This window comes from Streptomyces vinaceus (assembly GCF_008704935.1).
In the GTDB taxonomy this organism is placed as follows: Bacteria; Actinomycetota; Actinomycetes; order Streptomycetales; family Streptomycetaceae; genus Streptomyces; species Streptomyces vinaceus.
In genome coordinates, this window is record NZ_CP023692.1 from 7,507,197 (window position 1) to 7,529,485 (window position 22,289).

Here is a 22,289-nt window from a genome sequence, read left to right on the forward strand (position 1 = left end):
CGGGACACCACCGAAGCGGTCATCGGCGCCATCACGGGGGCCGTGACCCGCCCGCAGCTCCTGATCCTCGGTCGCCACGACCAAGATGGCCGGCTGCGCGCGTTCGGCCGCACCGTACCGCTACGCCTGGACGCCTCTCGGCAGAGTTCATGGACGGCGAAGCGGCGGGAGGCGTACGCCAACGACCAGGGTCAGTTTCTTCCCTGGCCGCGGTCACCAACCGTTCGAACAGGTCGAAGGCGGATCAGGATCCGGCCGAGTGGCTGCCGCCGGCGCCGGAGGCGCTGTGCCGGTACGGCGCGGAGTGGACCGCGACGAAGAGGCGGCGGACCGGCTGCTGGACATCGCTACCTGCTGCGGCGGTACCGACGTCGAGTTCACGCCTGCCCCATGGCCACGGGCTGGCCCGGTCTGGACGGCGCGGCGGCGCCGCGGCCCAGGACCGTACGGAGAGCGGAGAGCCGCCGCGGGCACGGGCTCCGCGGCGGCTGTCGAGACGGGTGCGGAGGTCAGGCTGATACCTGTTCAGGGTCTGCCGGTGACTGCGGTCATTGGAAGGCGACCGACCGGAACTTGGTCGTGGTCCCCAGCGTCACGCCCGGGTCCATCGTGACGTAGATGTCGCCGTCGCAGTCGAAGTCGAGGTAGACGGTGGCCACCGAGTTGGTGAGATTCCGCGGCGCCTGGGCCGGGAGAAGGTTGGTGGCCTGCGGGATGTTGATGCACTGCTGGCCGAGCGGGTCGCTGAGGAGGTGGGAGCCGAGGAGGGGACCCCGGTACTCGAAGTTGCCCACAGCCGCGGAAGCGGAGCTCGGCACCGACACGGTGATCAGTAGGGCACCGGCCGCTGCGGCCAGGGTGGAGCGAAGGCGCATGGGTTGTACCTCCAGTACGAAGGCGCCGGGACATCCGGCACGTCACTCGTTCCCGCTCTCGCGTTCCGCCGGATGCGGGGCTCACCCGAACCGGCGACGCGGATGACCTGAACTGGGCCATCCGCACCCCTGTCACCGCAGCACCCTTCCGCACCCGCCACACCCACGATGTCCGCGCGAGCACCGCGTTCACCGTCGCGAGCCCGTACCCGGACCCGCTGCACACCTCGTGCCAGCGGCTCTCCCGCGAGGGGAGGAAGGGCCGGCCGGCTACTGCTTCTTGGTCTTCGGTCGTCCAGTTGTGGGTGGCCAGCTTGAACCGTTTCACCGCGGTCGGCGACGCGGTGCTTGGTGTCGGCGAAGTCCACCAGTGCGCCGGTCGTCTGGCTGTCGACCAGCTCGAACAGTGCGTCGGCGTCGGTTGCGAAGAAGTCGGTGGCGTCGTCGCAAGTGTCCGCATCGCGGATGCCCAGTGCCGCGGCTAGTACGACCCGTGCGTCGTCCTTGAACAGGTGCAGCGCGGGCTCCTACGCCCAGGTAAGCCGGGGGCGTTAGCCGGGCCATCGTCCGGGTGAGGTAGATCAGGGCAAAGATTGTGCTCAGAGGCGCCGCGAGGCAGATGCGGGGGGCCTTGATCCGTGGTGTGTGCAGGCTCCATGCGGCGAGAGTGGTCTGAAGGGGCCCCACAGGTGGGCGGCCGTCACCGAGGCGTCTGTAGCCCGAGTTTCTCGGCTGCATCATTCCGACATTGACAGGAACCACTCCGGCTTCCACGGTTGCGTCAGATGCAACATCGTGGCGTTGAATCGCGTTCTCCCGAGGCGGAAGGCCCCTTCGTCACCTGGAACTGCGACAGCCACACCGCCCCGGCCAGGTCGGAAGCGGTCACCGAGCCAGGCTGAGTGGCCTGTACGAGGACCGCAATCCTCAACGAAGCGGTCGAAAGCGCCGGCCGCTCAGCCGGGTGCGTCTGTTGGGTATCACCGAGCGGAACGCCGTATTCGGCGCACTTGCGCCGGTTCTTGGTGCGGGTCTGGCGCGGAGTGTTGACGTTTGCAGGGGGTCGTTGATCGTCTGTGGCCGGAGTCACGGTCTTGGGGTGTGGACCCGCATTGACGAGGAGGAATCTTTAGGTAAGCCTTACCTAGCTTTCGTTTTGCGGAGGCAGCCCGTCCATTTCCCTTCGGAGCCATCTCACATGTCGTCCACCGCAGTCAGACCTTCCTCCCGCCCGATCCGTCTCTACGATTCGTGGTGGACGGTGGCGGCGGGAGCGCTCGTTGCGATGCTCGTGTTGACAGCGGGCCTGTGGTGTTCCCTCCATGTGCAGACGGACGCGACCATGCACACGGCCGCGCTCTTCGCGCATCTGGCCTCGCTCGTGCTCGGCTTCGGGGCCGTGCTGTCCGCCGACTACTACGGGCTGCTCTGGGCGACGCGGCGATGCACACTGGCCGAGGTGCTCGGCGCGACGTCCCGGCTCCACGTGCCGATCTGGGCCGGCCTAGGCGGGCTCGTCCTCAGTGGGTTGATGCTGCACCCCGACATGGACTCGCCGCTGACCTTGACGAAGCTCGGTCTCGTCGCCGCACTCACCCTCAACGGCCTTCAGGCGGGTCTCCTCGCCCGCCGCCTCGAAGCCGGCGCGGAGATGATCAACCCCAGACTCCTCCTCTGGGGAGGCGCCACCGCCCTCGTCTCACAGGCCTGCTGGTGGGGCGCTGTGGTCATCGGCTTCCTCAACAGCAACACCTGAGGCCGATAGCCCTCCACCGCTGCCCGCCTCGTCTCTGCAGCACCTGTCCTTCTGTGACTCCTCGGGCCGCAACGCCTCCCTGCCCGGGGCGCATCGTCGCCACTGTAAGCAGCCGGAGCCCCTACCTTGATCCGTCCCGGGAGCAGTTCACACGCTCGTTGAAGATCGCGGGCGCCGGGAATCTGTTCAGCATGGAGCCGGTCCCGCCGTCCTGACCCGTCCGTAGCGCGCGCCGCGGGCCCCTACCGCTACTCCTTCGCGCGGTCGGGGCGGCGCAGTGACGGTTGATCGCGCTGGTTGGCCGGGTGGGTGTGCCGGGCTGCTGCCGTCGGGTCCGTGCCCGGGGGCGACGGTATGAGCGCCGGTGCCGGGGGTTCGCCGGACGCCCCATGCTCTGGCCGGGGAGGGTGCCGGGGTCGGGGGTGTCCGGATGCCGTACGAACCCGGGCGGCAGCCCGTCGTGCGGGCGACCCTTCTGCATGAAGCCGAGGGGAAGGGCGGCATGCAGCGAGGCTGCTCCGGGAGCGCCCCATCCATGGCGGCGGCTTCCGTTATCACGCGTCTAACCCGGCCTCCCTCCTCCAAACGCCTTCCCACCCAAACTTTCTGAGATCATGTCAAGGGCCTGGTGGCTCTGGTGGTCGCGGTGCACTCCTTATGTCTGGCTCGCCGGGGTCTCCCGATGATGGACTGCTGGCCCCCCTGTGCGGGGTCCTCCGATCGCCTGCGTGTCCCTACGGGTGCGGCTGCCGCATTCCGGGGCATGGTGGTCGTATGACGGTCGAGGACTTCAGTGAGGTGACTCTGCGGCGGCAGCGGGTTGCCAATGACGCCATGTACGCAGGTGACCCTGAGCCGTTCATGGCGATGTGGTCCCGGTCGGAAGATGTCAGTCTCTTCGGTGCTTTCGGCCCGTGCAAGACGGGTTGGCCTGCTCTGAGCGAGGTCTTCCGGTGGGTGGGCGGCAGGTTCTCCAACGGTGCCATGCGTACAGAGTTCGAGGTGGTCCACGCCGGTACCGAGCTGGCGTACACCGTGGGGTACGAGCGTGGGGAGCTGTCTGTCGACGGGGGGCCTGTTGGGCCGGTGGCCATCCGGGTCACCCAGATGTATCGCGCGGAGGAAGGGCAGTGGCGGCTCATCCACCGTCACGGCGACTTCGCTCCGGTGGATGAGAGCCCAGGCCGCTGACCTGGAGACCCCTCATAAGGCCGGGCCCGAACGTACGTGACGGCCAAGGCCGCGGCGCCACCGTAGTGCGGTCGGCTCGGTTGGTCGCGGGTGTCAGCGTCGGGCGTCAACTGTCGCCTGCGGATGTCACGCGGGATGCCGAACGCGGTGCTTGTGACGCCGGCCGGCTGCTGGGCGTGGTTATGGTCGGTTCAGTCCGCGCCGATAGGGCTTGCGGTGGCGAGGCCCGGTGACCAGAGCGCTCTGGCGGCAGTAACCCCAGGCCGCCCCACCCCCCCCATGTTTCACGCCCGGACGCTTCGGTGTCCCAGTCCTGGCATGCCTGTGGTCCTGCGCTCACTGCGCCGGCCAGTGGGGCCGGTATCGGGGGTCTGTGCGGGTGGTTCCGGCGGGCGTGGGGCGGGTCGCGCGTGTGCATGAACGCCGGATCGGGTGGGATGGGGTAGGGCGAGGGGCCCGGCCTGCCGCACCGTCCTCTTCCCCTCGGGGTGATGTCGGCCGGGCGCCGGCCGCCCCCGTCGGCGGGGGTGGAAGTTTCTGCTGCGCCTGGCCCCCATTGGTTCGGTGGCTGGAGGGGGACCGCGGCAGGCTCCGATCAGGTGCTGGACCCTGCTCTCAGAAGAAGACGTAAGTGCGTCACTGGCCTCGTGTTTTCCTGGCCGACAGCTTCCCTCCTCGGTGTGTGCGGCCGCAGCGAGGGCGCTCGGGGGCCAGCGGGGGCCAGTAGAGGGGACCGAACGGGATTCGGGGCGACTTCGGGACTGGACTCGGCGTGGAGCACCGTGGCCAGGTGCTGGGCGTAGGCGGCGGCGTCGTGGACTCGAAGGTCAGCGAGCGCTGGCCGCCCAGGCGGGGCCGCGACTGAGCCGGTGAAGCGGATCAGTGGGTGGGTTCGAGTGGGGTTAGGGGTTTCAAGTCTCGGGGCTGAGGGCCGTCATGGCCCTGGGCTGATGGCGTGGGTCGCTGCCGCCAGCGCCGCCTCGGCTTCCTTTACGGTTCGTCGGACGATCTCGCCGGCCGCCAGGATCTCGTGCACGAGGGCGGTGGACTGGCCGGTGAAGGGGAGGTATTCCTCTCCGCTGCCGGCAAGGATGGCGGCCATCACGCGAGGCACGGTCTCTGCGGGGTCCACCTGTTCTGGGTGCTCGCGCAGGGCGTCCACCAGGGGGGGTGCGAAGGCAGCGCGGAACGCCAGTGCTGCCGGGGAGGTTGAAGGGGGGCAGGATTCGCTCACTGCCGTAGGCCTTCACGGTGTCCGAGGCGGCGGACTCGACGATCCGGGTCTTCCACGCCTGAGAGACGCTCATCTCCTGCGACGCGAGGAAGCGTGTCCCCATCAGCACACCCTGTGCGCCCAGCGCCAGCGCCGCAGCCAGGCCGCGGCCGTCGGCGATCCCGCCGGCCGCTAGGACGGGTACCTCGCCCGCCATGTCGACGACATCGGGGACCATCACCATGGTGGAGACGTCCCCGCCTTGCCCGCCGGCTTCGCCGCCCTGCGCGACGATCACATCCGCTCCGGCCCCCAGAGCCTCCTGGGCCTGACCGCGGCTGGAGACCTGCTGGATCCATAGGATGCCGGCATCGTGGGCACGGTTGATCAGGTCGGGCGGCACCGCCAAGTGGAAGGAGATCGCCGCTGGCCGCTCCTCCAGCGTGGCCTGGAACGCTTCCTCGTCGAAGGGGCGGCTCGTGTGGTTGATCGCGAACGGCCGGTCCGTCAGCCGCCGCAGCCGGGCCCACTGCTCCCTCAGTTCCGGGAGGGGACGCACCGCCGTGCCGAGGCTTCCCAGTCCACCGGCCTGGCACACTGCAGCCGCGAGATCGACCTCATCCCACGGGCCGAAGGGCGCGCAGATGATCGGGGCATCGATACCGAGAGAGCGGCAGACAGGGGTGGTCAGCATCACGACCTCCAGCGGGCTCGCGACATTCCTGCGGCGACCGGCTATGGCACATGCCTTCTCAGTCCCATCATTGCGCACGCGGTCGTCCGGGGCCTCGTGAAAGGGCCGGTCATAAGCGGCAGGACGAGACCCTGAGCGGACCGCACGCCCGCGCGCGGGGATGGTGGGAGCCCGAGGCGCAGTCCGGGCCCGCTGCGCGGCCTTGTCGGCCTGGGGCCATTCCATGCTCCGCCGGAATGGCGGCGGGGGAGGCCTTGGCGGGCCGGGTGGGGGTGGGGCGGACCGTGACGCATCCGGAGGCCGCGAGCAGTGCGGCGAGGTGCAGGGGCCAGCGGCGCGTGCCGTCACCGTGCCGCGGCCAGCCCGGGCACCGGTGCTGACGGCCCCGCCGAGCCCTCGGATGGTGGATGCGGAGGCCGCGTCGCCAGGCTGAAGTGGGCTGGTCTGGCCGACGCTGGAATGGGGCACGCCGTGAGGAGGAGGCTCCGGGATGCTGAGGCCGCCGGTCGAGTCGATGCTGGCGCAGGCCGCCGAGTCCGTGTCGGGCCCGGCCGCGGTGCGGGCGGGGGTGGCGTACGAGCAGAAGTTATGGTCAGGTTTCTGTGGTGTCCGGTGTCCGGCCGGTCTCGATGAGTGAACCCTCCGCTTTTGAGACCGTGCACGATCTGGTGTCAGCGGCGGCTGTTACGGTCCGGCCATGACACGCCCCGACCACGTACTTGCTGTCCTGCGCCGGAATCCTGATCTGGTGAGGCTGGCTGCGGGATCCTTTGATTTTGATCTTGATCGGGCCGAGCATGTGGAAGACGTCCGTCTGGCGAGCGGAGCGCCGCTGAAGGCCGTGGCGGGCGATGACACCGGCGGAACCTATTTCATATGTGCCGACGGGGCTGTGCTGTACGCCAGCTCCGAGGGCGAAGCCGGTCTCATCGGCGCCAGCATGGACGAGGCGCTGGAGATCCTCTTCGGTCTGCCGGGCTGGCACGACTACACCGAACTCGACCTCGCGGCCGATGACGAGGCACTGGAGGCGGTGTTCAACCGGACCGAAGACGAGATTCGGCACTCCTACGGCCCTGAGCTGGACGCCGATCGCAGCATGATGCTCAGCGGGTTGGGTCTGCGTGAGCTCTCCAGGAGGGAACTGCTGCACAGGCTCCAGGAGTCGCTTCTGCGGACAGAGCCGGAGTTCCTCCTGCTGAACGCGGACGAAGGCTGCGCGTACGCGTTGCTGGACCGTCTTCGGCGCCCGCCGCTCTGGCAGGCAGTCCTCGCTCCTGGCCGGACCGATCTGGCCCGGATGCGGGCGGACCGCACCTGTTGGGGCGCGATAGCGGGCGATCCGGTACGGCGAGCCACCGTTCTGCGCGCAGCCCAGTACGACCGGCAGCCGGCCGACCTGCAGCTTCTGCGCATACTCCTGCTGCAGGAAGTCCGCCGCGGCCCCACCGAAGAGCTCCGCCTCGCCGCGGTCCTGGTCGCCCTGCACGGCGAGTCGCAGGACCACGCTCTGCTGTGGTCCCTGCGGGAGACAGACCCCGATTTCCACTTCCTGCTCAGTGCTTTCCCTGATTCCCCACGAGCCCTCACCCAGTGGGCGGCCGACTTCGACGATTCGAGTTACGGCCAGGATCCCCACGACGAATCCGACCTCACCTGGACGGCGCTGGCCCGCCGCCAGGGGCAGACCGAAATGGCCCGCGCCGCGCTCATACGCATCCTCGACGACACAGGCCCGCGCGATGCGGCCCTGCTCGGGTCTCTCGCCAACGAACTCAAAGCCCTGGGGGACCTCGGGCAGGCGATCCGGGCGCGCCGCCTGCACGCCTCCCTGCAGGACGACGCCGACAAGCGCGGCGCGGCCCTGGTCGACCTCGCCTCTCTGTAACGCCGCCACGGCGAGGTAGAGGCAGCCTGGCACTCCCTTCGACGGGCGGTCACGCTGCCCCGCCGGTGAGCGTGAACGCGAGGGGACGGCCGCGGCCGTCGCAGGCTAGGGGGAACTTCGTACTCAGCCCGCCGCGGGACCGCTGCCCTCAGCGTGCGGTCATGACTGAGGTCCTGTCCGCCCGGAGGGGGCAACGCTCTTTGATCAATCGCAGCCCCCGCCGCGGCTCCGCCTTGCCCCACTCGGGCTGGAAGGCGAGCCGGGCCGAATTGCAACAGAAGCTGGCGATATGGTCGGCTGGTGCCTGCAACGCATCGGAAGTGGCTGAGGATCCTGTTGGCGACCGCCGTGACGATCGGGTTGTTCGCTGTACTCACGCTCTCTGTGAGGTCGGGCGGCGAGCTCCCCCTCTTGCCCGACTTCGACAGCGGATCGGACGGGAACCAGGTCATCTTCGAGAAGGAAGTCGCCGAGGACCGCAAATCCCTCTTCGATGGGGTCCTCTCCTACCAGCCTCCGGAAACAGTAGACGTGGGCGACACCCTTGAGTTTCCTGCGCGGCTCAGAGCGATTGGCGGAGACACATCGCGCGAGTCGGTGCCCGGGATCGTGGTAGCCCGACGCTCCCTGCGTGTGGGCGGCGTGGAGAAGGCGTACCTCTCAGAGCCTGGAAAGGATGTGGACATCGAGCCACTGGGTTCCCCCAGCGGCACAATTGCCGCGCCCGGTGACGAGGTGGAGTGGCGCTGGAACCTCACCCCGCGCAAACCCGGCGAGTACACCCTCAAGCTCGTGGTCGAGACTTACCGGGGCGACTCGGACGTCCTCCTCGCACGAACCTCCCCACCAATCGACATCACCATGAGTGCCCGCAACACCTGGTCCTTCCGGATCAAGTCGGCTCAGAATTGGCTCATCGGCCTTGCTGCCCTTCTCGCCGCGTTGACAACTCTGGGGGCGGTCTTCCGCCGACCCTTGGCCGCTATCTTCCGCCGGGTCCCGGGCCCCTGGCGGAAGAAGGACCACCAGCAGCGCTAAGTGGAGGACAGCACGTCCAGCCGTGAGCGGCATGGCACCTACCGAACCGCGACGATCAGCCATCGCGCCGGCCCCAGTGCCCTCGGCAGCGATTCGGTGTTGCTTCTGGACTGGCACGGCGACGGACACGGCTACCAGCGCCGCGACCACACCGCGTCCCCGACCGTCTGACCGGCGGGCAGGTGCGGACGCGGTCGTACCCAACCCTCTGAGCCCTCGGCCTGTCGAAGGGTGCGCCGGTGAGGCTGCCCGTAGCGTGCGGTCATGCCTGAGGCTCTGTCCCCCTGGAAGCGGTCAATGCTCTTCGACCGGTTGCGCAACGGGCAGGACGTTGCCACGGCCGCCCAGGCCGCCGGCCTCGGGGTGCGGCAGGTGTTCACCGCGGCCCGCACCGACACAGGGCTCGCCCTGCTCGTGGCCGGCGCCGATCCCGCGGACCCCGGCGCCACCCGGGTCATCAAGCGTGCCGAGTACCTACGGCTCCTCACCCTGGGCTGCACGCCGAGCCTTGCCGCGCAGATCCTTCTCGACGGTACGGGCAAGGCCAGTCACTGGCGGCGCGAGGACCCGGCGTTCGCGCGGGTCTGCGACGCGGCCGGGAACCTTGCCTCCGGCCAGCCGGCACCGTCACGGGCACCCCGCTTCAACCCCGAGCGCCGCCGCGTCTTCCTCGACCACCTGGAAGCCGGCCTGTCGGTCACTGCGGTCGCGGCAGAGGTCGGGATCACCACCGCGGTCATCTACCAGCGCCGGAAACGCAACCCCGCCTTCGCCGCCGCCCACCACACGCACCCCCGCACCCTGGACCGGGCACCCGGCGCTTCCGACTGGGATGCCTACATCCGCGCGCTGCGCCCCCGGCGTCGCGCTGCGCCAAGCTGCCCTGGCGGCCGGGATCTGGCCCGAGGTCGTCTACGACCGCCGCCGCGCCAACCACGCCTTCGCCCACCGAGTAGGAACGGCTGCGACCGCTCCTCCTGCTGGTCACCAGCAGGCGTTGTCGCCGGTGGGGGCATCGGCAGGGGACCCGTGGGCTCTGCACCGGATGCGGGGCTGGCGTGCAGTGGCGTGAGGTGTTTCCGGTGATCGCCTGGCAGGTCTTGGACGTCGCCCCCTTATGGGGTCTCTGGCCAGTCCACGCAGGAAGCGGCCCCCGGGGGGAGGGGCCGCTTCCCATCTGCCGCAGCTCGTGGAACGGGTCAGGAACGGTGGCGCTTGCCCCGGGTGAGGAGGCGGTAAAGGATCAGAAGGATGAGGGAGCCGACGATGGCCGCGATCCAGGTCGAGAGGTCGAAGAAGCCGTCGATCGAGTCCACGCCGAAGATGACCTTGCCCAGCCAGCCGCCGAGCAGGCCGCCGGCGATGCCGATGAGCGTGGTGACGATGATGCCGCCGGGGTCTTTGCCGGGAAGTAGCAACTTGGCGATGATGCCTGCGAGCAGTCCGATGAGAATCCAGGCGATTATGCCCACGAGAGCCTCCCACGTGTCGGTCGCGTCAGATGTGCCCAGAGGCGACGTCGAGGCGACTGATGACGGGGGCCGCTGCGGCGGCCCGGTCGAGGGTGAACAGGCCGCCGTCCGGGTCTCGGATCGTCAGGAGCTCACCAGAGCCTGCCGGTAGGGCGTCCGCGATGACCGTGCCGCCGTGTTCGAGCACCGCCCTTCTCGCCCCGTCGAGGTCGGCGACCTTGAAGTGGACGCCCCAGCGAGGGCGGAGCTGGGGTCTGGGCGAGCCGCTTTCGACCGGGCCGCTGTTCAGGCGCGCCACCGCTTGGCCGCCGTGCCTGAGGACGACCTGGTCCTGTTCGTAGGAGACCTCGCAGCCGTCCGGGTTGCCCCCGTCCCACTCCAGCACCCGGCCGTAGAACAGGGCGGCGTCGAACGCGTTCCTGGTGTGCAGTTCCAGCCACGCGGGCGCTTGGTCGTCGCCGACCCGCCACTGGGACAGGACGCGGCCCTCCCACACGCCGAAGGCCGCGCCTTCGAGGTCGGTCGCGAGGGCTGCGCGGCCCCCGGGGGGAAAGGCCACCGGGCCGATTCCCACGGTGCCGCCACATTCGCGGATACGTGCCACTGCGGCGTCCGCATCGTCGACCGCGAAGTATGCCGTCCAGGCGACGGGAACCGCGAAGTCCCCGGCCACCGCACCGATGCCGGCCACCGGCACGCCGCCCAGCTCGGCGACCGTGAATCCCTGTCCGAGGCTGGCGGCCCGGAAAGTCCAGCCGAGTACGGCCCCATAGAAGTCTTGGGCCGCCTGCAGGTCGCGTGCCATGAGACTGAGCCAGCACGGCACGCCCACCGCGTCCGCCGTCATCTGTACCACGATCGATCTCCAACAGTCCTGGGTCGTTGTGAAGGCGCCGGGCGCCGGCCGCCTAGGTGGAGATCCGCGGCCGGGCTCGGTCTGCTGGGCGCTTTCCCCGGGAGGACATGTCTATACCTGCCAGTGATTAATGATATTAGTCCGTTATGCGTAGATGGAGGAGGGTCGGGTAGAGGCCGTGCAGGCTCGTACGTCATGCGAGCCGGGCGAGGTGATTCGAATGGGTGCGGGCAAGAAGGCCAAGAACGTCACCAAGACGACCAAAGGAAAAATGAAGGAAGCCACTGGCAAGGCCGTAGGCAACGAGAGCTTGGAAGCCAAGGGGCGCAGCGAGCAAGCGCTCGGCGACGCCAAGCAGACCCTCCAGAAGGCCAAGGACACACTGAAGCACTGACGCTTTCGAGGTGGAATCCACTTGTGAGGAAATGCGGGGATGAGGGCCGGAGGAGTTGCTCCTCCGGCCCTCACTCATGACGTGGCCGGCTTTGGGTGTTAGGCGGGCTGCCGGTGTCGGCGTCGCCGGGGCGGCTCCTCCTCGTCCTCTTCGGGCTCGTCTTCCTCTGGTTCGTCCCCGGGTTCTTCGTCCTCGTACTGGCCGTTTTCGTCTTCGTCTTCCTCGGGCTCTTCCTCCTCGTCCGCGTACTCCTCCCCGTCCTCCTCGTCCTCGTACTCGCCTTCCTCGCCCTCGTCCTGCTCGTCCCCCTCGTCTTCCTGGGCTTGTTCCTCCTCAAGGGCTTCTTCGTGGGTCTGGACCACCTCGCCGTCGCGGATCTCGCCGCGCCATCCCTCGGGTTCGTCGTTGGTGAGCATGACGAAGCGCAGGAAGTTCTTGAGGTCCAGGCGCAGACGGCGGCCCTGGGCCCGCCACAGGTTGCCGGTCTTCTCGAACAGTCCCGAGGGGTAGTACTCGACGACGATGACGATGCGGGTCAGGGAGGGGGCGAGCTCGTGGAAGGTGACACAGCCGCGGGTGGTGCCCTTGGCTCCCTCGGACGTCCACACGATGCGGTCGTCGGGGACCTGTTCCTGGACGGTGGCCTTCCAGCTGCGGGTGGAGGGGCCCACCTTGACTTTCCAGTCGCTGGTGGTGTCGTCCCCCGAGAGACGCTGCGGACGCCCTTGGTGAACCCGCTGAAGTCCTCGTACTGCGTCCAGTGGTCGTAGACCGTACGCAGTGGCAGGCCGACGTCGAGCACCTCGACGATATTCATCAGCTTGCCGCCGCCACTCTTGCGGCCCTTGCCTTTGCCGCCGCCGATGGCTTCGGTGACCTTGTCCTTCAGATTGCCGAACTTCTGGCCGGCGAAGGCTTTGAGGGGGGAGTCGCCCTTCAGAACCCGACCCCCGATTCCGGCGATGTCGGAGAGAGATCCTCCGTTGTCGGCGACGTCGTAGAGCTGGTCGGTCAGGTCGGAGAGTTTGTCCGTGGCCTTGTCGGCGAGCTGGCTGGCCTGGGCGCCGAGGAACCCGGTCAGCTCCTTCATCAGCTGGTCCGTTGCGGAGGGGGACTCCGACGACTTGCTGCGGTCTGAGGTTGCCATGACCTACCTCCGCGTGGACGGCTTGCGGGCCGCCGTCTTCTTGGCGGCTGTCTTGCGGGCCGGGCTGCGGCCGGCTGTCTTCTTGGCGGGGGCCTTCGTGGCTGCGCTCTTGCGTGCCGGACTCTGACCGCCGGCCTTCTTGCGCGGCGGGCTGCTGCTCTTCTTCGCGGCCGCCTTGGACGGTGCGCTCCGGGAAGCGGCACTCTTCTTGGCAGGCGCCGTCGACTTGCCGCCGGCCGTCTTCTTCGCTGCCGTCCGCTTCGCGGGCGACGCTGCCTTCTTCGCCGGAGCCGCCTTCTTCGCTGCGGTCTTCTTCGCGGGAGCTGCCTTCTTTGCGGGAGCTGCCTTCTTCGCGGGGGCCGCCTTCTTTGCGGGAGCTGCCTTCTTCGCGGGGGCCGCCTTCTTTGCGGGAGCTGCCTTCTTCGCGGGGGCCGCCTTCTTCGCCGGCGCCTTCCTCGCGGGAGTCGACTTCTTCGTCGGCGGGGACGCCTTCTTCGCCGCGGCGGGACTGGGTGAGGACTTGCGGGCGCGGGCCGCGCTCCGACCGTCGGGGGTACGGGCCGAGGTCCGAGTCCGGCGCGGCGGCGGAGAAGGCTCGTCCTCCTCCTCGTCCTCTTCCTCCTCAGGCTCCTCCGCTTCCCTCTTGCGGGCGGGGGCTGCGCTTCGGCGGCTGCGCGCGCGGGCCGACGTGCGAGTCCGGCGCGGTGGCGGGGGAGGCTCTTCCTCCTCGTTCGGTTCTTCCTCGTCCGGTTCGTCGTCTTCCGGCTCTTCCTCTTCCGGTTCCTCGGACTTGCGGGCGGGAGCTGCGCTTCGGCGGCTGCGCGCGCGGGCCGACGTGCGAGTCCGGCGCGGCGGTGGGGGAGGCTCTTCCTCCTCCTCCTCTTCCTCTTCCTCTTCCTCTTCCTCCTCAGGCTCCTCCTCCTCGGGCTCCTCCTCCGGCTCCTCTTCGTCGGGTTCTTCCTCGTCGTCTGTCGGCTCGGGCCCCTCTTGCTCTTCCTCGTCCTCGGGCGCGTAGCCGTCCTCGTCCTCTTCCGCGTAATCCTCGGCTTCCTCGTCCTCGTAGGGCTCCTGGTCCTCGTCCTGCTCCTCCTCGTCGTCCTCTCGCCCCCGGTCCGTGTTGCTGCGGGAGAGCTCGAGGGTGCGTTCGTGCAGGTTGCCCGCGAGGTCGGCCAGCTTGCGGTTAGCCGCCGTAGCCAGCGCTTGGCGGCCGGCGTCCAGGGCTTCGCCCCGCAGCTGCTCGGCGAGATCGGCGAACTGGGGCATCTCCTTCAGCCGGGATGCACCTTCCTTGAGGAGCTGTCCGGGTTCGAGCCCGAACCGTCGGCCTGCGAGGTAGGTCGCCACGCTGAACGCCAGGCGGCCCTTCTTGGTCCGGCCGAGTACGTAACCTCCGGCCACCGCGGCGGCCAGAGCGATCTTGGTGGTGTCCTCCATGATCATCCCCTTTACAGGGCGCGTGCGGAGTTGTTGTTGGTCGCCCGGGCGAACAGACGATGCGCGACGATCTCGCTGCCCTCCAAGAGGAGGGGGGCCTGCTGGGCCGCCTCGAAAAGCTCCTGCCCCCACCACAGGACTAATGCCTGTATTTAGTGACATTCTAGTTTCTGTGAGGCGGTCTCCCCAAGGGAGTGGTATATGGCCGCAGCGGAACCTGCACGCCGTCGGCGGGCCCCTTCGAGGCGTGCCGGTGAGAGCGCAGAGCAGGACACGAACGCGCGTCGTCGCGGTGCGCCCCCACGCCGCTCCGGGAGACCGGGCGCGGCGGCTGCGATGCGGGCCGCGGCCGAGCAGCTCGCCGAACTTCTTGGTCGCTTTCCCGAGTCGGTGTCCTCCCTCAAGCCCACCGAAGACGGCTGGGTGGCGCAGGTGGAGGTGGTGGAGCTGGAGCGCATTCCTGATACGACCAGCGTGATGGCCAGCTACCGGGTCGCCCTGGACGAGGAGGGTGAGCTGATTTCCTACGAACGCACCCGCCGCTACAGCCGCGGCATGATCGACCGGCTGACCTGAGAGAGGCCTGGCCGGCAGAAGGAGGGCGCCATGACCATGGTGCCGCAGGGCGGCAGCCCCGTCGTGCGCGGGCAGGGGGGCGGCTCGACGAGCAGCCTCTACGACGTCCTGGAGCTCATTCTTGACCGCGGACTGGTCATCGACGTCTTCGTGCGCGTCTCCCTGGTGGGCATCGAACTCATCAAGATCGACGCCAGGATCGTGGTGGCCAGTGTCGACACGTACCTGCGTTTCGCCGAGGCCTGTAACCGCCTCGACCTCGAAGCCGGTCGCAAAGCCCCTGCCCAGCTTCCTGACGTCATGGGCAAGATGGTGGAGGGAGGAGCCCACGGCAAGAGCAAGGGAGCCCTCAGCGGGGCCGTAGAGGCCGTGACCGAGTCCCTGACCGGCAAGGCCTCCGCCTCCGCGAGTCGGACGAGGACGACGAAGACGAAGAGGTGGAGGAGACACCCCGGCGGCGGCGCCCCGCCCCCAGGCGCAGCGCACGGCGGGAGAAGGAGTGACCGATGCCGCTCTACGTGTACTCGATCACCGCCAAGGACCACCCCCGCCGCCTGGACGGACTCCACGGCGTCGGCGCGGAGCCTTCCCCGCTGCGCACCGTCACCGCCGGGCCGCTGTGCGCGGTGGTCAGCGACGTCGACGAGGAGATCCGGCCCAAACGCCGCGACCTCACCGCGCACCAGGCAGTCCAGGAGCAGCTCATGGCCGACGGCGCCGTTCTGCCCCTGCAGTTCGGCTACATCGCCGCCGACGACCTCTCGGTCCGCGAGGCCCTGGCGGCCGACGCCGACGGGTACCTGTCCACTCTGGCACGCCTGGAGGGATGCGCCGAGTACCACGTACGGGCATCACAGACCGACGACGCGCCCCTTCTGCAGCAGATCCTTGCGGACTCGCCCGAGGCGAGGGACCTCAACGAACGGATCCGTGGCGGCGACCGCGATCCGGCCCTGCCGCTCGCCCTGGGCGAGATGGTCGCCCACGAAGTTCAGGCGCGGCAGGAGGCGCTGGCGGCCGGACTGACCGAGACCCTCATCTCCTTCTCGCGCGAGTACCTCGCCCGCCCGCCCTCGGGAAGCGACTTCCTCAACCTCTCCCTGCTGGTGCCCGACGAGCAGAAGGAAAACCTGCGCGTCGCGGAAGCCAACATGGCCCGTGAGATCGGCAGCGGGATCGACTTGCGCTTCTCCGGTCCCCTGCCCCCGTACAGCTTCGTCCAGTGAGCGACACCGCCCACGGAGCGGGAAGGGAGGACAGCCCCATGGGACTGCTGACCTACTTGCTGACGCTTCCCGTAGCCCCGGTACGCGCCGTCACCTGGGTCGCCCAGCGCGTCGTCGACAAGGCAGAAGAGGAGTACTACGACCCCGCTCCCGTCTGGCGCCGCCTCGCCGAGCTGGAGCAGCAGCTTCTGAGCGGCGAAATCGACCAGGACGCCTTCGACCGGGAGGAGGACGAACTGCTCGACCGGCTGGAGGAGATCACCGAGTACCAGCAGCGTCCCTGACTGCCAGGAGGGAGCGCCACCGTGACCGAACCTGTGCCCGGCCGGCCGGGCTCCTTCGCCTCCCGCGCCCCGATGCCCTACGGGCCCACCTCCACCTCCAGCCTCGCCGACATCCTCGAACGAGTGCTGGACAAAGGCATCGTCATCGCCGGCGACATCCGCATCAACCTCCTCGACATCGAGCTGTTGACCATCAAACTCCGCATCCTGATCGCCTCGGTCGACAAGGCCAAGGAGATGGGAATCGACTGGTGGGAACACGACCCCTCCCTGTCCTCCCGGCACACCGGCAGCCCCCTCGAACAGGAAAACCGGCGCCTGCGCGCCGAACTGGAGGCTCTCCGCGGTGAACTCGGACAGACCGGGCCCGGGGAGGAAGCCGACGAGGAGCCGCAGAAGCCCGCCCGGCCGCCTGGCCGGCGTCGGCCGGGGAGCACACCATGACCGCGCCCGCGCTCACCTACGTGTACGCCGTCACCCAGCCGACCAGCGCCCTCGACGCGGCGCTCCCCACCCTGCACGGCATCGGCCAGGAGCTTCTCCGTCTGCTGCCCTCGGACGGCGAGGGCATGCCGCTCGTCTTCGTCGTGTCGGATGTGCCAGAAGCCGACTTCAACGAAACCGCCCTCAAGAACCACTTCGAAGACCTCGAATGGCTGGAATACGTCGCCCGCACCCACCACGGCGTGGTCCAGGCCGTAGCCACCTGCGCCCCTGTGCTGCCCTTGCGCATGGCCACCGTGTACCAGGACGACCACCGTGCCCGGCAAGCCTTGACCGTCCAGCACCGCGCGTTCAGCGCGCGCCTCGACCTGCTCCGCGCCCACACCGAGTACGGCGTCAAGATCTACCTGACGCCGTCCACCACCCTCGAACCCGACCAGGAGGCGACAGTCGGTTCCAGCCAGCCGACCAGTCCCGGCAAGGCCTACCTGCGAGCCCGCAGGGCTCAGCAGCACACACGCGAATCCGTCTACCAGCAGGCCCAGGTCGCTGCGCAGGCCATCGAAGCCATCGCCGCCCACCTCACCACGCAGCGTGTGCGTCACGCGCCTCAGCGCGGCGCCCTGACCGCCACCCAGGAGAACGTCCTCAACGACGCCTACCTCGTCCCCGACGAACAAGCCGAGGAGTTCCAGGCCGCCATCGCCGAGGTCGCCCGCCGCTTCCCCGACCTCCGCATCGAGGTCACAGGCCCGTGGGCCCCGTACTCCTTCGCCACACCACCACCCGAAACGCCGGACCCGGCTGCCCCCTCCCACCATTCCGGAGCCCCGACCGCCCACCGCGAGCCGCCATGAGCCTCATCGCAAACGACGGGCCGCTGCCCGACCGCCAGGTTGCCCTCGTCGACCTCCTCGACCGGCTCCTGAGCGGCGGAGTAGTCCTGACCGGCGACATCGTCTTGTCCATCGCTGACATCGACCTCGTGCGGATCTCGCTGCGTGCCCTGATCGTCTCCGTCAGTTCCGAGACCACTGCATCCCTGGCCGCCGGCGGAGGAAGCGATGAATCGTGAACCGGCCCCGCCCCCGCCGCACCGCCCGGGCCGCCTCGATGACGTGGGCGACAGCCTTTCCGAGGCCTTCCGTCTCGTCCAGGCACCCCCCACCCCCGACGGGCAGGCTCCCCGCCCCGTCCGGCGCCTTCACACTGACGCGGAAACCGTCGGGGAAGACCTCCTCAAGCTCGTTCTCACGCTGGTAGAGCTCCTGCGCCAGCTCATCGAGCGCCAAGCGCTGCGCCGCGTCGACGCCGGCGATCTCACCGACGACCAGGAAGAAGAGCTCGGCGCGACGCTCCTGGCACTCCACGACACCCTCACAGACCTGTGCGCGGAGCACGGTTACGCCCTTGAGGACCTCAATCTCGACCTCGGCCCCCTCGGGCCGCTGCTCCCGCGGCGCGACTGACGGCAGGCGGCGCGCCCCACGGCGGACGAGGCTCCGTACGACCGGGCGATACGACCGGCGATCAGTGAAGGTGCTCAGCCGGCCGACAGCAGATCCAGCTCGTTCTCGTAGAGCTGGGCGGGATCAAACCCCATACCGAGGAAATGCCCGCTGAGTTCCAACGACAGGATGCCGTGCAGCCGCGTCCAGAAAGCAAGGGCCAACCGTGTCGACGAAGCCGGCGCTCGATCCTCCCCGGCAGACAGGGAGGCAGGGGGCGAAGCCCCGGGGGAGGAGGCGGGATCGGCATCGGAGGCGCTGATGATCAGGCTCATGATCTCCGCCATCTTCAGGGACAGGTCCACGGGGGCCCGGTAGCCGGGCACCGGTGGCCCGTACACGAGGAAGTAGCGCTGGGGATCGTCGAGTGCCCACGCGCGCAGAGCGTGCGCAAGGCCATGGAGACCGCCCTCGTCCCGGCCGGCCGCTGCCCGGAAAGCGTCGACCAGACTCTGATAGGCATCGCGTACCAACTCAGCGAGCAACTCGTCCCGGCCCGTGAAATACCGGTACAGCCCCGCCCCGCTGAGGCCCATCTGCTTTGCGATCTTGTTGAGCGAGAGCGCCGATGTCCCCGCAGCGGCGATCTGCTCCCGCGCCCGCTGCTTGATCTCTTCACGCACCTGTCGGCGGTAGCGCTCGCGGGGGGTTGTCGTAGCAGTCGGCTCACTCATGGCAGCCTCCTCCTCGCGTGTTACACCCTATCGCTCGCGAGGAACCGCCGTTTTCCGAGACCGTACCGTCGCCAGGCGAGGCGCTCTACCGGCCGGTCCGAGGCGTGCCGCGCTGCACGGGCTCAGAAGCCGAATCTGCCCTTGGCCTTCTCCTTGAGAGCCCTTGCCTTTCCACGAGTCTGCAGGGCGGCGCCTTTCGCCGCTGTGGTCCTCTGCCCCATGGCGTGGGCCACGGTGCGGACGAGGCGGCCCACGATCTGCTCGGCTCTCGCTTTCAGCTTCTCTTTGGCACTCATCTCAGGATTCCTTCCTCCCACCCCTCTCCTACCCGGACCCCTGCGAACGGCACGGGCTGGCGCCATGCATCACCTGCTGGTCCACACTGGAAGCAGGCCCCAGGTCACCCCGGCCGCGCAGGAGGGAAGCGGTTTGTGCTGTTCGTGGGGACGAACTTGAGCCCCTCTCGGAGGCAAACGTGCCCCAGGACTCCGAACCCCGGATCACGGCCACCCTGTACGAAGCGCCGGGCTACCAGGGCACCGCCGTCTCCGTCCCGCCCGACAGATGGGACGAGGGCGAGGACGCGATCGTCTATTCGCTCGCCCACCTCGGGCTCGGGCGCCTGAGCTCGCTGCGGGCCCCGGCCGGACCCCCCGACTCGGATAGCCCCTTTCGGCAGCACGGAACCGGCATCACGCACGTCACCGTCTGGTCCTCGAAGCCGGTTGGCTGGCCCCTGTCCACCGAGGGGCGGGGAACGACCTGGCAACAGTTCAGCGCCGACACCGCTGATCTTGGGGCATGGGCTCACCGCTCCAGATATGTGCGGGTCTGGCATCAGCAGGACGGCGCTGCCATGGACACCGAACTCTCTGCCTCGTGCGGCCCCGATCGCCCCATCAGGGTGATGGAGTAGCGCGGCGGGGTCTCGGTGACCTCCGGCTTGCGGATCAGCGGCGCGCCCACACGACAACCCCTCCTTGCGGCGCCGACACCCCAAGCAGGCGGGGCGCGAGGCACCGAACCCCGGCTGGCCTTTCCATGCGTGTAGCGGTAGCCCACGCGCTCGGAGGGCTCTGGCTACGCGGGGAGCGTGAATCCGTCGTAGAGGTCGTCCAGTGCCCGGAGGGCGAGCCGGCCGGGAGTGGCGCGGACGGCGAGGTTCCGCACGCCGACGGCGAGTGGGTTGCGCAGGCCTGCCACCTGGCCCGCGCGACGGGACCTCACCCGGATTGCATCGGTCCGCTCGCGCCGGGCCGTGCTGTACGCGGCGAGGGCAGCAGGGACCGCTCCGGGGCCGGCCCGGTGCAGCAGGTGGGCCAGGACCACGGCGTCCTCGATCGCCTGGCAGCCGCCTTGGCCCAGGTTGGGCGTCATGGCGTGGGCGGCGTCGCCGATCCAGGCGATGCGGCCTTGGTGCAGGCGGGGCAGCGGCGCGGCGAGGTCGTAGAGGTCGTGCTGGAGCATGGCGGCGGGCTCCATGTATTCCAGCAGGGCGGGTACGGGCGCGTGCCACCGGCCGAACCGCCGCGCCAGCTCGGCCCGCCCGTCGGCCGACCGGCTGCCCGGCGGCACGAAGGCGGTGGCATAGACGTACACGCGCCCGTCGGCCAGCGGCACGATGCCGAAGCGCTCGCCGCGCCCCCAGGTCTCGGAGGTCGTGAGGCCGGGCATGTCCTCGATGGTGACGACCGTCCGCCAGGCCGTTTCGCCGCTGTGGTGCAGGCCGGGGTGGCCCGGGAAGAACCGCCGACGCAGGGGGCTGTTGATGCCGTCGGCGGCTATCACGACATCGGCCTGCACCTCCCCGGCCCCGGTCCGCACGCGGGCGGTGTCTTCCTCGGCGCCCTCGATCCCCTCGACGGCGGTGGTGTACCGCAGCGCCCCTTCGGGTAGTTCCGCGGCCAGACCGCCGGTGAGGGCGGCCCGGTGCACGGCGAGCGGGGGGCGACCGTAGCGCCGGACCAGTGCGGCGGTGTCGGCCCGGTTCAGCCAGACGCCGTCGGGGCGACGCACGCCCATGGCGGCCGACGCGGCGCTGCCGGTCGCCCGTTCGACGTCGAATCCGATGGCCTCGAAGGCACGCAGGGCGTTGGGCGCGAGCACGATCCCGGCGCCGGTGCTGGCGGCCGCCCGAGCCGCCTGCTCGTGGACGGTGACCTCCCAGCCGAGGCGGTGGAGGGCCACGGCCGCCGTGAGTCCGCCGATCCCGGCTCCGACCACGACCACTCGACGTCCGCACATGGGTGTACCCCTCCTCGGTAACAACACCCGCGACCTCTACATCCGTAGAGGCTTCAGTCGATCACTCTACAGCTGTAGAGTGAGCTCATGTCCACCCCTGACCGCAGGACGCTCATTGCCGACACCGCCATCGCCACCGTGGCCGCCTCAGGCTTGCGCGGCCTGACCCATCGGGCGGTCGACGCCGCCGCCGGCCTGCCGACGGGCAGCACCTCGTACTACTTCCGCACCCGGACGGCGTTGATCGAGGCCTGCTACCGGCGCCTGGCCGAGAGCGACCTGGCCGACCTGCAGCAGGACGCGCCGGTGCTCTCCCTCCCGCAGACGGGAGGGAGAGCACCGGCTGAGCATGGGGAAGGCGGCGGCCACGGGCAGAGGGCCGGCAGGCACGAGGCGGCGGCCGCACTCGCGAGCGTGATCCACCGCTGGTTGACGACGGGGCGCGAACGCCAGCTGGCCCGCTTCGAACTCTCGCTGGAGGCCGCCCGTAATCCGGAGCTGCGTTCGGGACTGCACCGAGCGGGCCTCGGCGCCCGCGCCCGCGCCGCCGGAATCCTCACCGCCCTGGGCGCCGCCCACCCCGAACGCTCCGCCGAGATCCTGGTCGCCTGGACCGACGGCATCCTCTACGACCACCTGGCCGGGGCCCTCGCCGCCTCGCGCCCCGTGCCGACCGTCCCGGAACTGACCGCGACGGTCCGGCGGATGCTGGACGCGGCACTGGCTGCGGAGGTGCCGGAGCGCCCCTGACCCGCCGGAGCGCGCCCGGGCGCTGCCCGCCGCCGCGGCCCACGAGGGGAGCGGCACCGCGGAGCACCGGCCTGGGCGCCTTCTCGTTGCCGGGGTGCGACCCCCGTCGCAGCCTCGGTGGCCAGGGCCGCACCCCGTACTTCCGAACGTACCCTGCCGTCGAAACCACGGGTGCGGCGGTCCGTAAGCGGTCACGACCTGCTTCCAGGGGCGTCCGTCACCCGTTCGCGCGCGGCCGGATGCCGGGGAGCAGGGTGGGGAAGAGGCTGGGCGCATGTCCGCCAAGCTGATCGTCTACCCGCCCGATGAGCGGGGATGGCGGCGGGTGCGCTACGACGGCGTCGCCATCGGGGTCGCACACCGCCCGTCCGACATCCGTGTCTTCCTCGCCGACGCCGGGCTGGAGAACGCCGAGGGCGTCGACCTCACCGACCCCGACTTCGTGGAATGGCGAGGTGCCGGCCCCGAGGCCTGGGAACCCTCCTCCTGACACACTTTCCACACCGGCGGCTGCTCCGAGCCGAGCCGCAGCCACGCAAAGGGCTGCCGCCACTGCAGCGGTCCCCGCCCGGAAGCCGAAGCGGTACTCGCCGTCGTCGAACGCCCCGCAGGCCTCGACTGATCG

The 22,289-nt window shown here is 69.5% G+C and carries 26 protein-coding genes and 4 pseudogenes; 20 read left to right on the forward strand and 10 right to left on the reverse strand.

Translation table 11 applies throughout. The annotated features are described in order from the left end of the window. Positions 1-135: 135 nt before the first annotated feature. Positions 136-326: pseudogene (locus CP980_RS36805) on the forward strand (HNH endonuclease); the annotation flags it as partial. 222 nt (positions 327-548) lie between these two features. Here the strand turns inward: CP980_RS36805 and CP980_RS34015 are convergent. After that, on the reverse strand, positions 549-875 hold the full coding sequence (locus CP980_RS34015) for a hypothetical protein (RefSeq protein ID WP_132760848.1): 327 nt from the start codon (positions 873-875) through the stop codon (positions 549-551). Positions 876-1,189: 314 nt separating this feature from the next. Here CP980_RS34015 and CP980_RS35370 point away from each other — a divergent pair, with 314 nt between their 5' ends. The 3 genes from CP980_RS35370 to CP980_RS34025 all read left to right on the forward strand — a co-directional run bounded on the left by CP980_RS35370 (position 1,190) and on the right by CP980_RS34025 (position 3,822). Then, the gene (locus CP980_RS35370) at positions 1,190-1,360 is read left to right on the forward strand and encodes a hypothetical protein (protein WP_167535924.1); all 171 of its coding nucleotides are present in this window, start codon (positions 1,190-1,192) and stop codon (positions 1,358-1,360) included. A gap of 800 nt (positions 1,361-2,160) precedes the next feature. Then, the gene (locus CP980_RS34020) at positions 2,161-2,631 is read left to right on the forward strand and encodes a hypothetical protein (protein WP_150529952.1); all 471 of its coding nucleotides are present in this window, start codon (positions 2,161-2,163) and stop codon (positions 2,629-2,631) included. A 774-nt stretch (positions 2,632-3,405) separates the two neighbouring features. Further along, on the forward strand, positions 3,406-3,822 hold the full coding sequence (locus tag CP980_RS34025; RefSeq protein WP_150529953.1) for a YybH family protein: 417 nt from the start codon (positions 3,406-3,408) through the stop codon (positions 3,820-3,822). Between the two features lie 911 nt (positions 3,823-4,733). Here the strand turns inward: CP980_RS34025 and CP980_RS34030 are convergent. Continuing rightward, complete coding sequence (locus tag CP980_RS34030; RefSeq protein ID WP_208834804.1) at positions 4,734-5,729, reverse strand: nitronate monooxygenase; 996 nt, start codon at positions 5,727-5,729, stop codon at positions 4,734-4,736. Positions 5,730-6,426: 697 nt separating this feature from the next. Between CP980_RS34030 and CP980_RS34035 the strand changes: the two genes are divergently transcribed. Further along, positions 6,427-7,617 carry a hypothetical protein gene (locus tag CP980_RS34035; protein ID WP_150529954.1) on the forward strand — a complete coding sequence of 397 codons (1,191 nt, stop codon included), beginning with the start codon at positions 6,427-6,429 and terminating at the stop codon, positions 7,615-7,617. A 58-nt stretch (positions 7,618-7,675) separates the two neighbouring features. Here CP980_RS34035 and CP980_RS34040 read toward each other — a convergent pair. Then, a pseudogene (locus CP980_RS34040) lies at positions 7,676-7,759 on the reverse strand (IS5/IS1182 family transposase); the annotation flags it as partial. 158 nt (positions 7,760-7,917) lie between these two features. Here CP980_RS34040 and CP980_RS34045 point away from each other — a divergent pair. From CP980_RS34045 to CP980_RS34050, 3 genes are all read left to right on the forward strand, one after another. After that, a complete protein-coding gene (locus tag CP980_RS34045) occupies positions 7,918-8,655 on the forward strand; it encodes a hypothetical protein (RefSeq protein WP_150529955.1) in 738 nt (245 codons plus the stop codon). Then, positions 8,656-8,826 (forward strand): hypothetical protein, encoded by a 171-nt coding sequence (locus tag CP980_RS35375; protein WP_167535925.1) that lies wholly within the window; start codon positions 8,656-8,658, stop codon positions 8,824-8,826. Positions 8,827-8,919: 93 nt separating this feature from the next. After that, positions 8,920-9,741: a hypothetical protein gene (locus CP980_RS34050; protein ID WP_150529956.1), complete on the forward strand. Its 822-nt coding sequence runs from the start codon at positions 8,920-8,922 to the stop codon at positions 9,739-9,741. A gap of 113 nt (positions 9,742-9,854) precedes the next feature. Here CP980_RS34050 and CP980_RS34055 read toward each other — a convergent pair whose 3' ends face one another. Together CP980_RS34055 and CP980_RS34060 are read right to left on the reverse strand one after the other, a co-directional pair. Continuing rightward, positions 9,855-10,127 (reverse strand): GlsB/YeaQ/YmgE family stress response membrane protein, encoded by a 273-nt coding sequence (locus CP980_RS34055; protein WP_132760855.1) that lies wholly within the window; start codon positions 10,125-10,127, stop codon positions 9,855-9,857. Positions 10,128-10,152: 25 nt separating this feature from the next. Next, on the reverse strand, positions 10,153-10,932 hold the full coding sequence (locus tag CP980_RS34060; protein WP_165937454.1) for a VOC family protein: 780 nt from the start codon (positions 10,930-10,932) through the stop codon (positions 10,153-10,155). Between the two features lie 271 nt (positions 10,933-11,203). Here CP980_RS34060 and CP980_RS34065 point away from each other — a divergent pair, with 271 nt between their 5' ends. Beyond that, positions 11,204-11,377: a CsbD family protein gene (locus CP980_RS34065; protein WP_132760856.1), complete on the forward strand. Its 174-nt coding sequence runs from the start codon at positions 11,204-11,206 to the stop codon at positions 11,375-11,377. Positions 11,378-11,475: 98 nt separating this feature from the next. On the opposite strand, the pseudogene CP980_RS34070 reads toward CP980_RS34065, so the two are convergent. After that, positions 11,476-12,524, reverse strand: a pseudogene (locus CP980_RS34070) (SRPBCC family protein). Between the two features lie 3 nt (positions 12,525-12,527). Continuing rightward, positions 12,528-13,958, reverse strand: coding sequence for a histone protein (locus tag CP980_RS34075; RefSeq protein WP_229907127.1), 1,431 nt, complete (start codon positions 13,956-13,958; stop codon positions 12,528-12,530). A gap of 201 nt (positions 13,959-14,159) precedes the next feature. Here CP980_RS34075 and CP980_RS34080 point away from each other — a divergent pair, with 201 nt between their 5' ends. From CP980_RS34080 to CP980_RS34115, 8 genes and pseudogenes are all read left to right on the forward strand, one after another. Further along, positions 14,160-14,534 (forward strand): gas vesicle protein GvpO, encoded by a 375-nt coding sequence (locus CP980_RS34080; protein ID WP_150529957.1) that lies wholly within the window; start codon positions 14,160-14,162, stop codon positions 14,532-14,534. Between the two features lie 30 nt (positions 14,535-14,564). Next, a pseudogene (locus tag CP980_RS34085) lies at positions 14,565-15,037 on the forward strand (gas vesicle structural protein GvpA). A gap of 3 nt (positions 15,038-15,040) precedes the next feature. Further along, positions 15,041-15,760: a GvpL/GvpF family gas vesicle protein gene (locus CP980_RS34090; protein ID WP_132760860.1), complete on the forward strand. Its 720-nt coding sequence runs from the start codon at positions 15,041-15,043 to the stop codon at positions 15,758-15,760. A gap of 38 nt (positions 15,761-15,798) precedes the next feature. After that, positions 15,799-16,044 carry a gas vesicle protein GvpG gene (locus CP980_RS34095; RefSeq protein ID WP_132760861.1) on the forward strand — a complete coding sequence of 82 codons (246 nt, stop codon included), beginning with the start codon at positions 15,799-15,801 and terminating at the stop codon, positions 16,042-16,044. 21 nt (positions 16,045-16,065) lie between these two features. After that, positions 16,066-16,488, forward strand: a complete 423-nt coding sequence (locus CP980_RS34100) for a gas vesicle protein (RefSeq protein WP_373312913.1) — start codon at positions 16,066-16,068, stop codon at positions 16,486-16,488. Further along, entirely contained in the window at positions 16,485-17,345 is an 861-nt protein-coding gene (locus CP980_RS34105) for a GvpL/GvpF family gas vesicle protein (protein ID WP_150529958.1), read from the forward strand. Before CP980_RS34100 ends, CP980_RS34105 begins: the two co-directional genes overlap by 4 nt. Continuing rightward, positions 17,342-17,563, forward strand: coding sequence for a gas vesicle protein (locus CP980_RS34110; RefSeq protein WP_132760863.1), 222 nt, complete (start codon positions 17,342-17,344; stop codon positions 17,561-17,563). Before CP980_RS34105 ends, CP980_RS34110 begins: the two co-directional genes overlap by 4 nt. Continuing rightward, the gene (locus CP980_RS34115) at positions 17,553-17,957 is read left to right on the forward strand and encodes a gas vesicle protein K (protein WP_132760864.1); all 405 of its coding nucleotides are present in this window, start codon (positions 17,553-17,555) and stop codon (positions 17,955-17,957) included. The genes CP980_RS34110 and CP980_RS34115 overlap by 11 nt, the downstream gene beginning before the upstream one ends. Before the next feature lie 74 nt (positions 17,958-18,031). Here CP980_RS34115 and CP980_RS34120 read toward each other — a convergent pair whose 3' ends face one another. Beyond that, positions 18,032-18,670 carry a TetR/AcrR family transcriptional regulator gene (locus CP980_RS34120; protein WP_150529959.1) on the reverse strand — a complete coding sequence of 213 codons (639 nt, stop codon included), beginning with the start codon at positions 18,668-18,670 and terminating at the stop codon, positions 18,032-18,034. Positions 18,671-18,792: 122 nt separating this feature from the next. Next, positions 18,793-18,966, reverse strand: coding sequence for a hypothetical protein (locus CP980_RS35380; protein ID WP_167535926.1), 174 nt, complete (start codon positions 18,964-18,966; stop codon positions 18,793-18,795). 179 nt (positions 18,967-19,145) lie between these two features. Here CP980_RS35380 and CP980_RS34125 point away from each other — a divergent pair, with 179 nt between their 5' ends. Beyond that, positions 19,146-19,586, forward strand: coding sequence for a hypothetical protein (locus CP980_RS34125; RefSeq protein WP_132760866.1), 441 nt, complete (start codon positions 19,146-19,148; stop codon positions 19,584-19,586). A gap of 164 nt (positions 19,587-19,750) precedes the next feature. On the opposite strand, the gene CP980_RS34130 is transcribed toward CP980_RS34125, so the two are convergent. Continuing rightward, the gene (locus CP980_RS34130) at positions 19,751-20,914 is read right to left on the reverse strand and encodes an FAD-dependent monooxygenase (protein ID WP_150529960.1); all 1,164 of its coding nucleotides are present in this window, start codon (positions 20,912-20,914) and stop codon (positions 19,751-19,753) included. A gap of 87 nt (positions 20,915-21,001) precedes the next feature. Between CP980_RS34130 and CP980_RS34135 the strand changes: the two genes are divergently transcribed. Both CP980_RS34135 and CP980_RS34140 read left to right on the forward strand, forming a co-directional pair. Next, positions 21,002-21,664, forward strand: coding sequence for a TetR/AcrR family transcriptional regulator (locus tag CP980_RS34135; protein ID WP_150529961.1), 663 nt, complete (start codon positions 21,002-21,004; stop codon positions 21,662-21,664). A 274-nt stretch (positions 21,665-21,938) separates the two neighbouring features. After that, entirely contained in the window at positions 21,939-22,154 is a 216-nt protein-coding gene (locus CP980_RS34140) for a hypothetical protein (protein ID WP_150529962.1), read from the forward strand. The last annotated feature ends 135 nt before the right edge of the window (positions 22,155-22,289 follow it).

Coding starts and splice junctions, on each gene's coding strand:
- CP980_RS34015 (WP_132760848.1), bottom strand. CDS start 875: ATGCGCCTTCGCTCCACCCTGGCCGCAGCGGCCGGTGCCCTACTGATC.
- CP980_RS34020 (WP_150529952.1), top strand. CDS start 2,161: ATGCTCGTGTTGACAGCGGGCCTGTGGTGTTCCCTCCATGTGCAGACG.
- CP980_RS34025 (WP_150529953.1), top strand. CDS start 3,406: ATGACGGTCGAGGACTTCAGTGAGGTGACTCTGCGGCGGCAGCGGGTT.
- CP980_RS34030 (WP_208834804.1), bottom strand. CDS start 5,729: ATGCTGACCACCCCTGTCTGCCGCTCTCTCGGTATCGATGCCCCGATC.
- CP980_RS34035 (WP_150529954.1), top strand. CDS start 6,427: ATGACACGCCCCGACCACGTACTTGCTGTCCTGCGCCGGAATCCTGAT.
- CP980_RS34050 (WP_150529956.1), top strand. CDS start 8,920: ATGCCTGAGGCTCTGTCCCCCTGGAAGCGGTCAATGCTCTTCGACCGG.
- CP980_RS34060 (WP_165937454.1), bottom strand. CDS start 10,932: ATGGCACGCGACCTGCAGGCGGCCCAAGACTTCTATGGGGCCGTACTC.
- CP980_RS34065 (WP_132760856.1), top strand. CDS start 11,204: ATGGGTGCGGGCAAGAAGGCCAAGAACGTCACCAAGACGACCAAAGGA.
- CP980_RS34075 (WP_229907127.1), bottom strand. CDS start 13,958: ATGGAGGACACCACCAAGATCGCTCTGGCCGCCGCGGTGGCCGGAGGT.
- CP980_RS34080 (WP_150529957.1), top strand. CDS start 14,160: ATGGCCGCAGCGGAACCTGCACGCCGTCGGCGGGCCCCTTCGAGGCGT.
- CP980_RS34090 (WP_132760860.1), top strand. CDS start 15,041: ATGCCGCTCTACGTGTACTCGATCACCGCCAAGGACCACCCCCGCCGC.
- CP980_RS34095 (WP_132760861.1), top strand. CDS start 15,799: ATGGGACTGCTGACCTACTTGCTGACGCTTCCCGTAGCCCCGGTACGC.
- CP980_RS34105 (WP_150529958.1), top strand. CDS start 16,485: ATGACCGCGCCCGCGCTCACCTACGTGTACGCCGTCACCCAGCCGACC.
- CP980_RS34110 (WP_132760863.1), top strand. CDS start 17,342: ATGAGCCTCATCGCAAACGACGGGCCGCTGCCCGACCGCCAGGTTGCC.
- CP980_RS34115 (WP_132760864.1), top strand. CDS start 17,553: ATGAATCGTGAACCGGCCCCGCCCCCGCCGCACCGCCCGGGCCGCCTC.
- CP980_RS34120 (WP_150529959.1), bottom strand. CDS start 18,670: ATGAGTGAGCCGACTGCTACGACAACCCCCCGCGAGCGCTACCGCCGA.
- CP980_RS35380 (WP_167535926.1), bottom strand. CDS start 18,966: ATGAGTGCCAAAGAGAAGCTGAAAGCGAGAGCCGAGCAGATCGTGGGC.
- CP980_RS34130 (WP_150529960.1), bottom strand. CDS start 20,914: ATGTGCGGACGTCGAGTGGTCGTGGTCGGAGCCGGGATCGGCGGACTC.
- CP980_RS34135 (WP_150529961.1), top strand. CDS start 21,002: ATGTCCACCCCTGACCGCAGGACGCTCATTGCCGACACCGCCATCGCC.
- CP980_RS34140 (WP_150529962.1), top strand. CDS start 21,939: ATGTCCGCCAAGCTGATCGTCTACCCGCCCGATGAGCGGGGATGGCGG.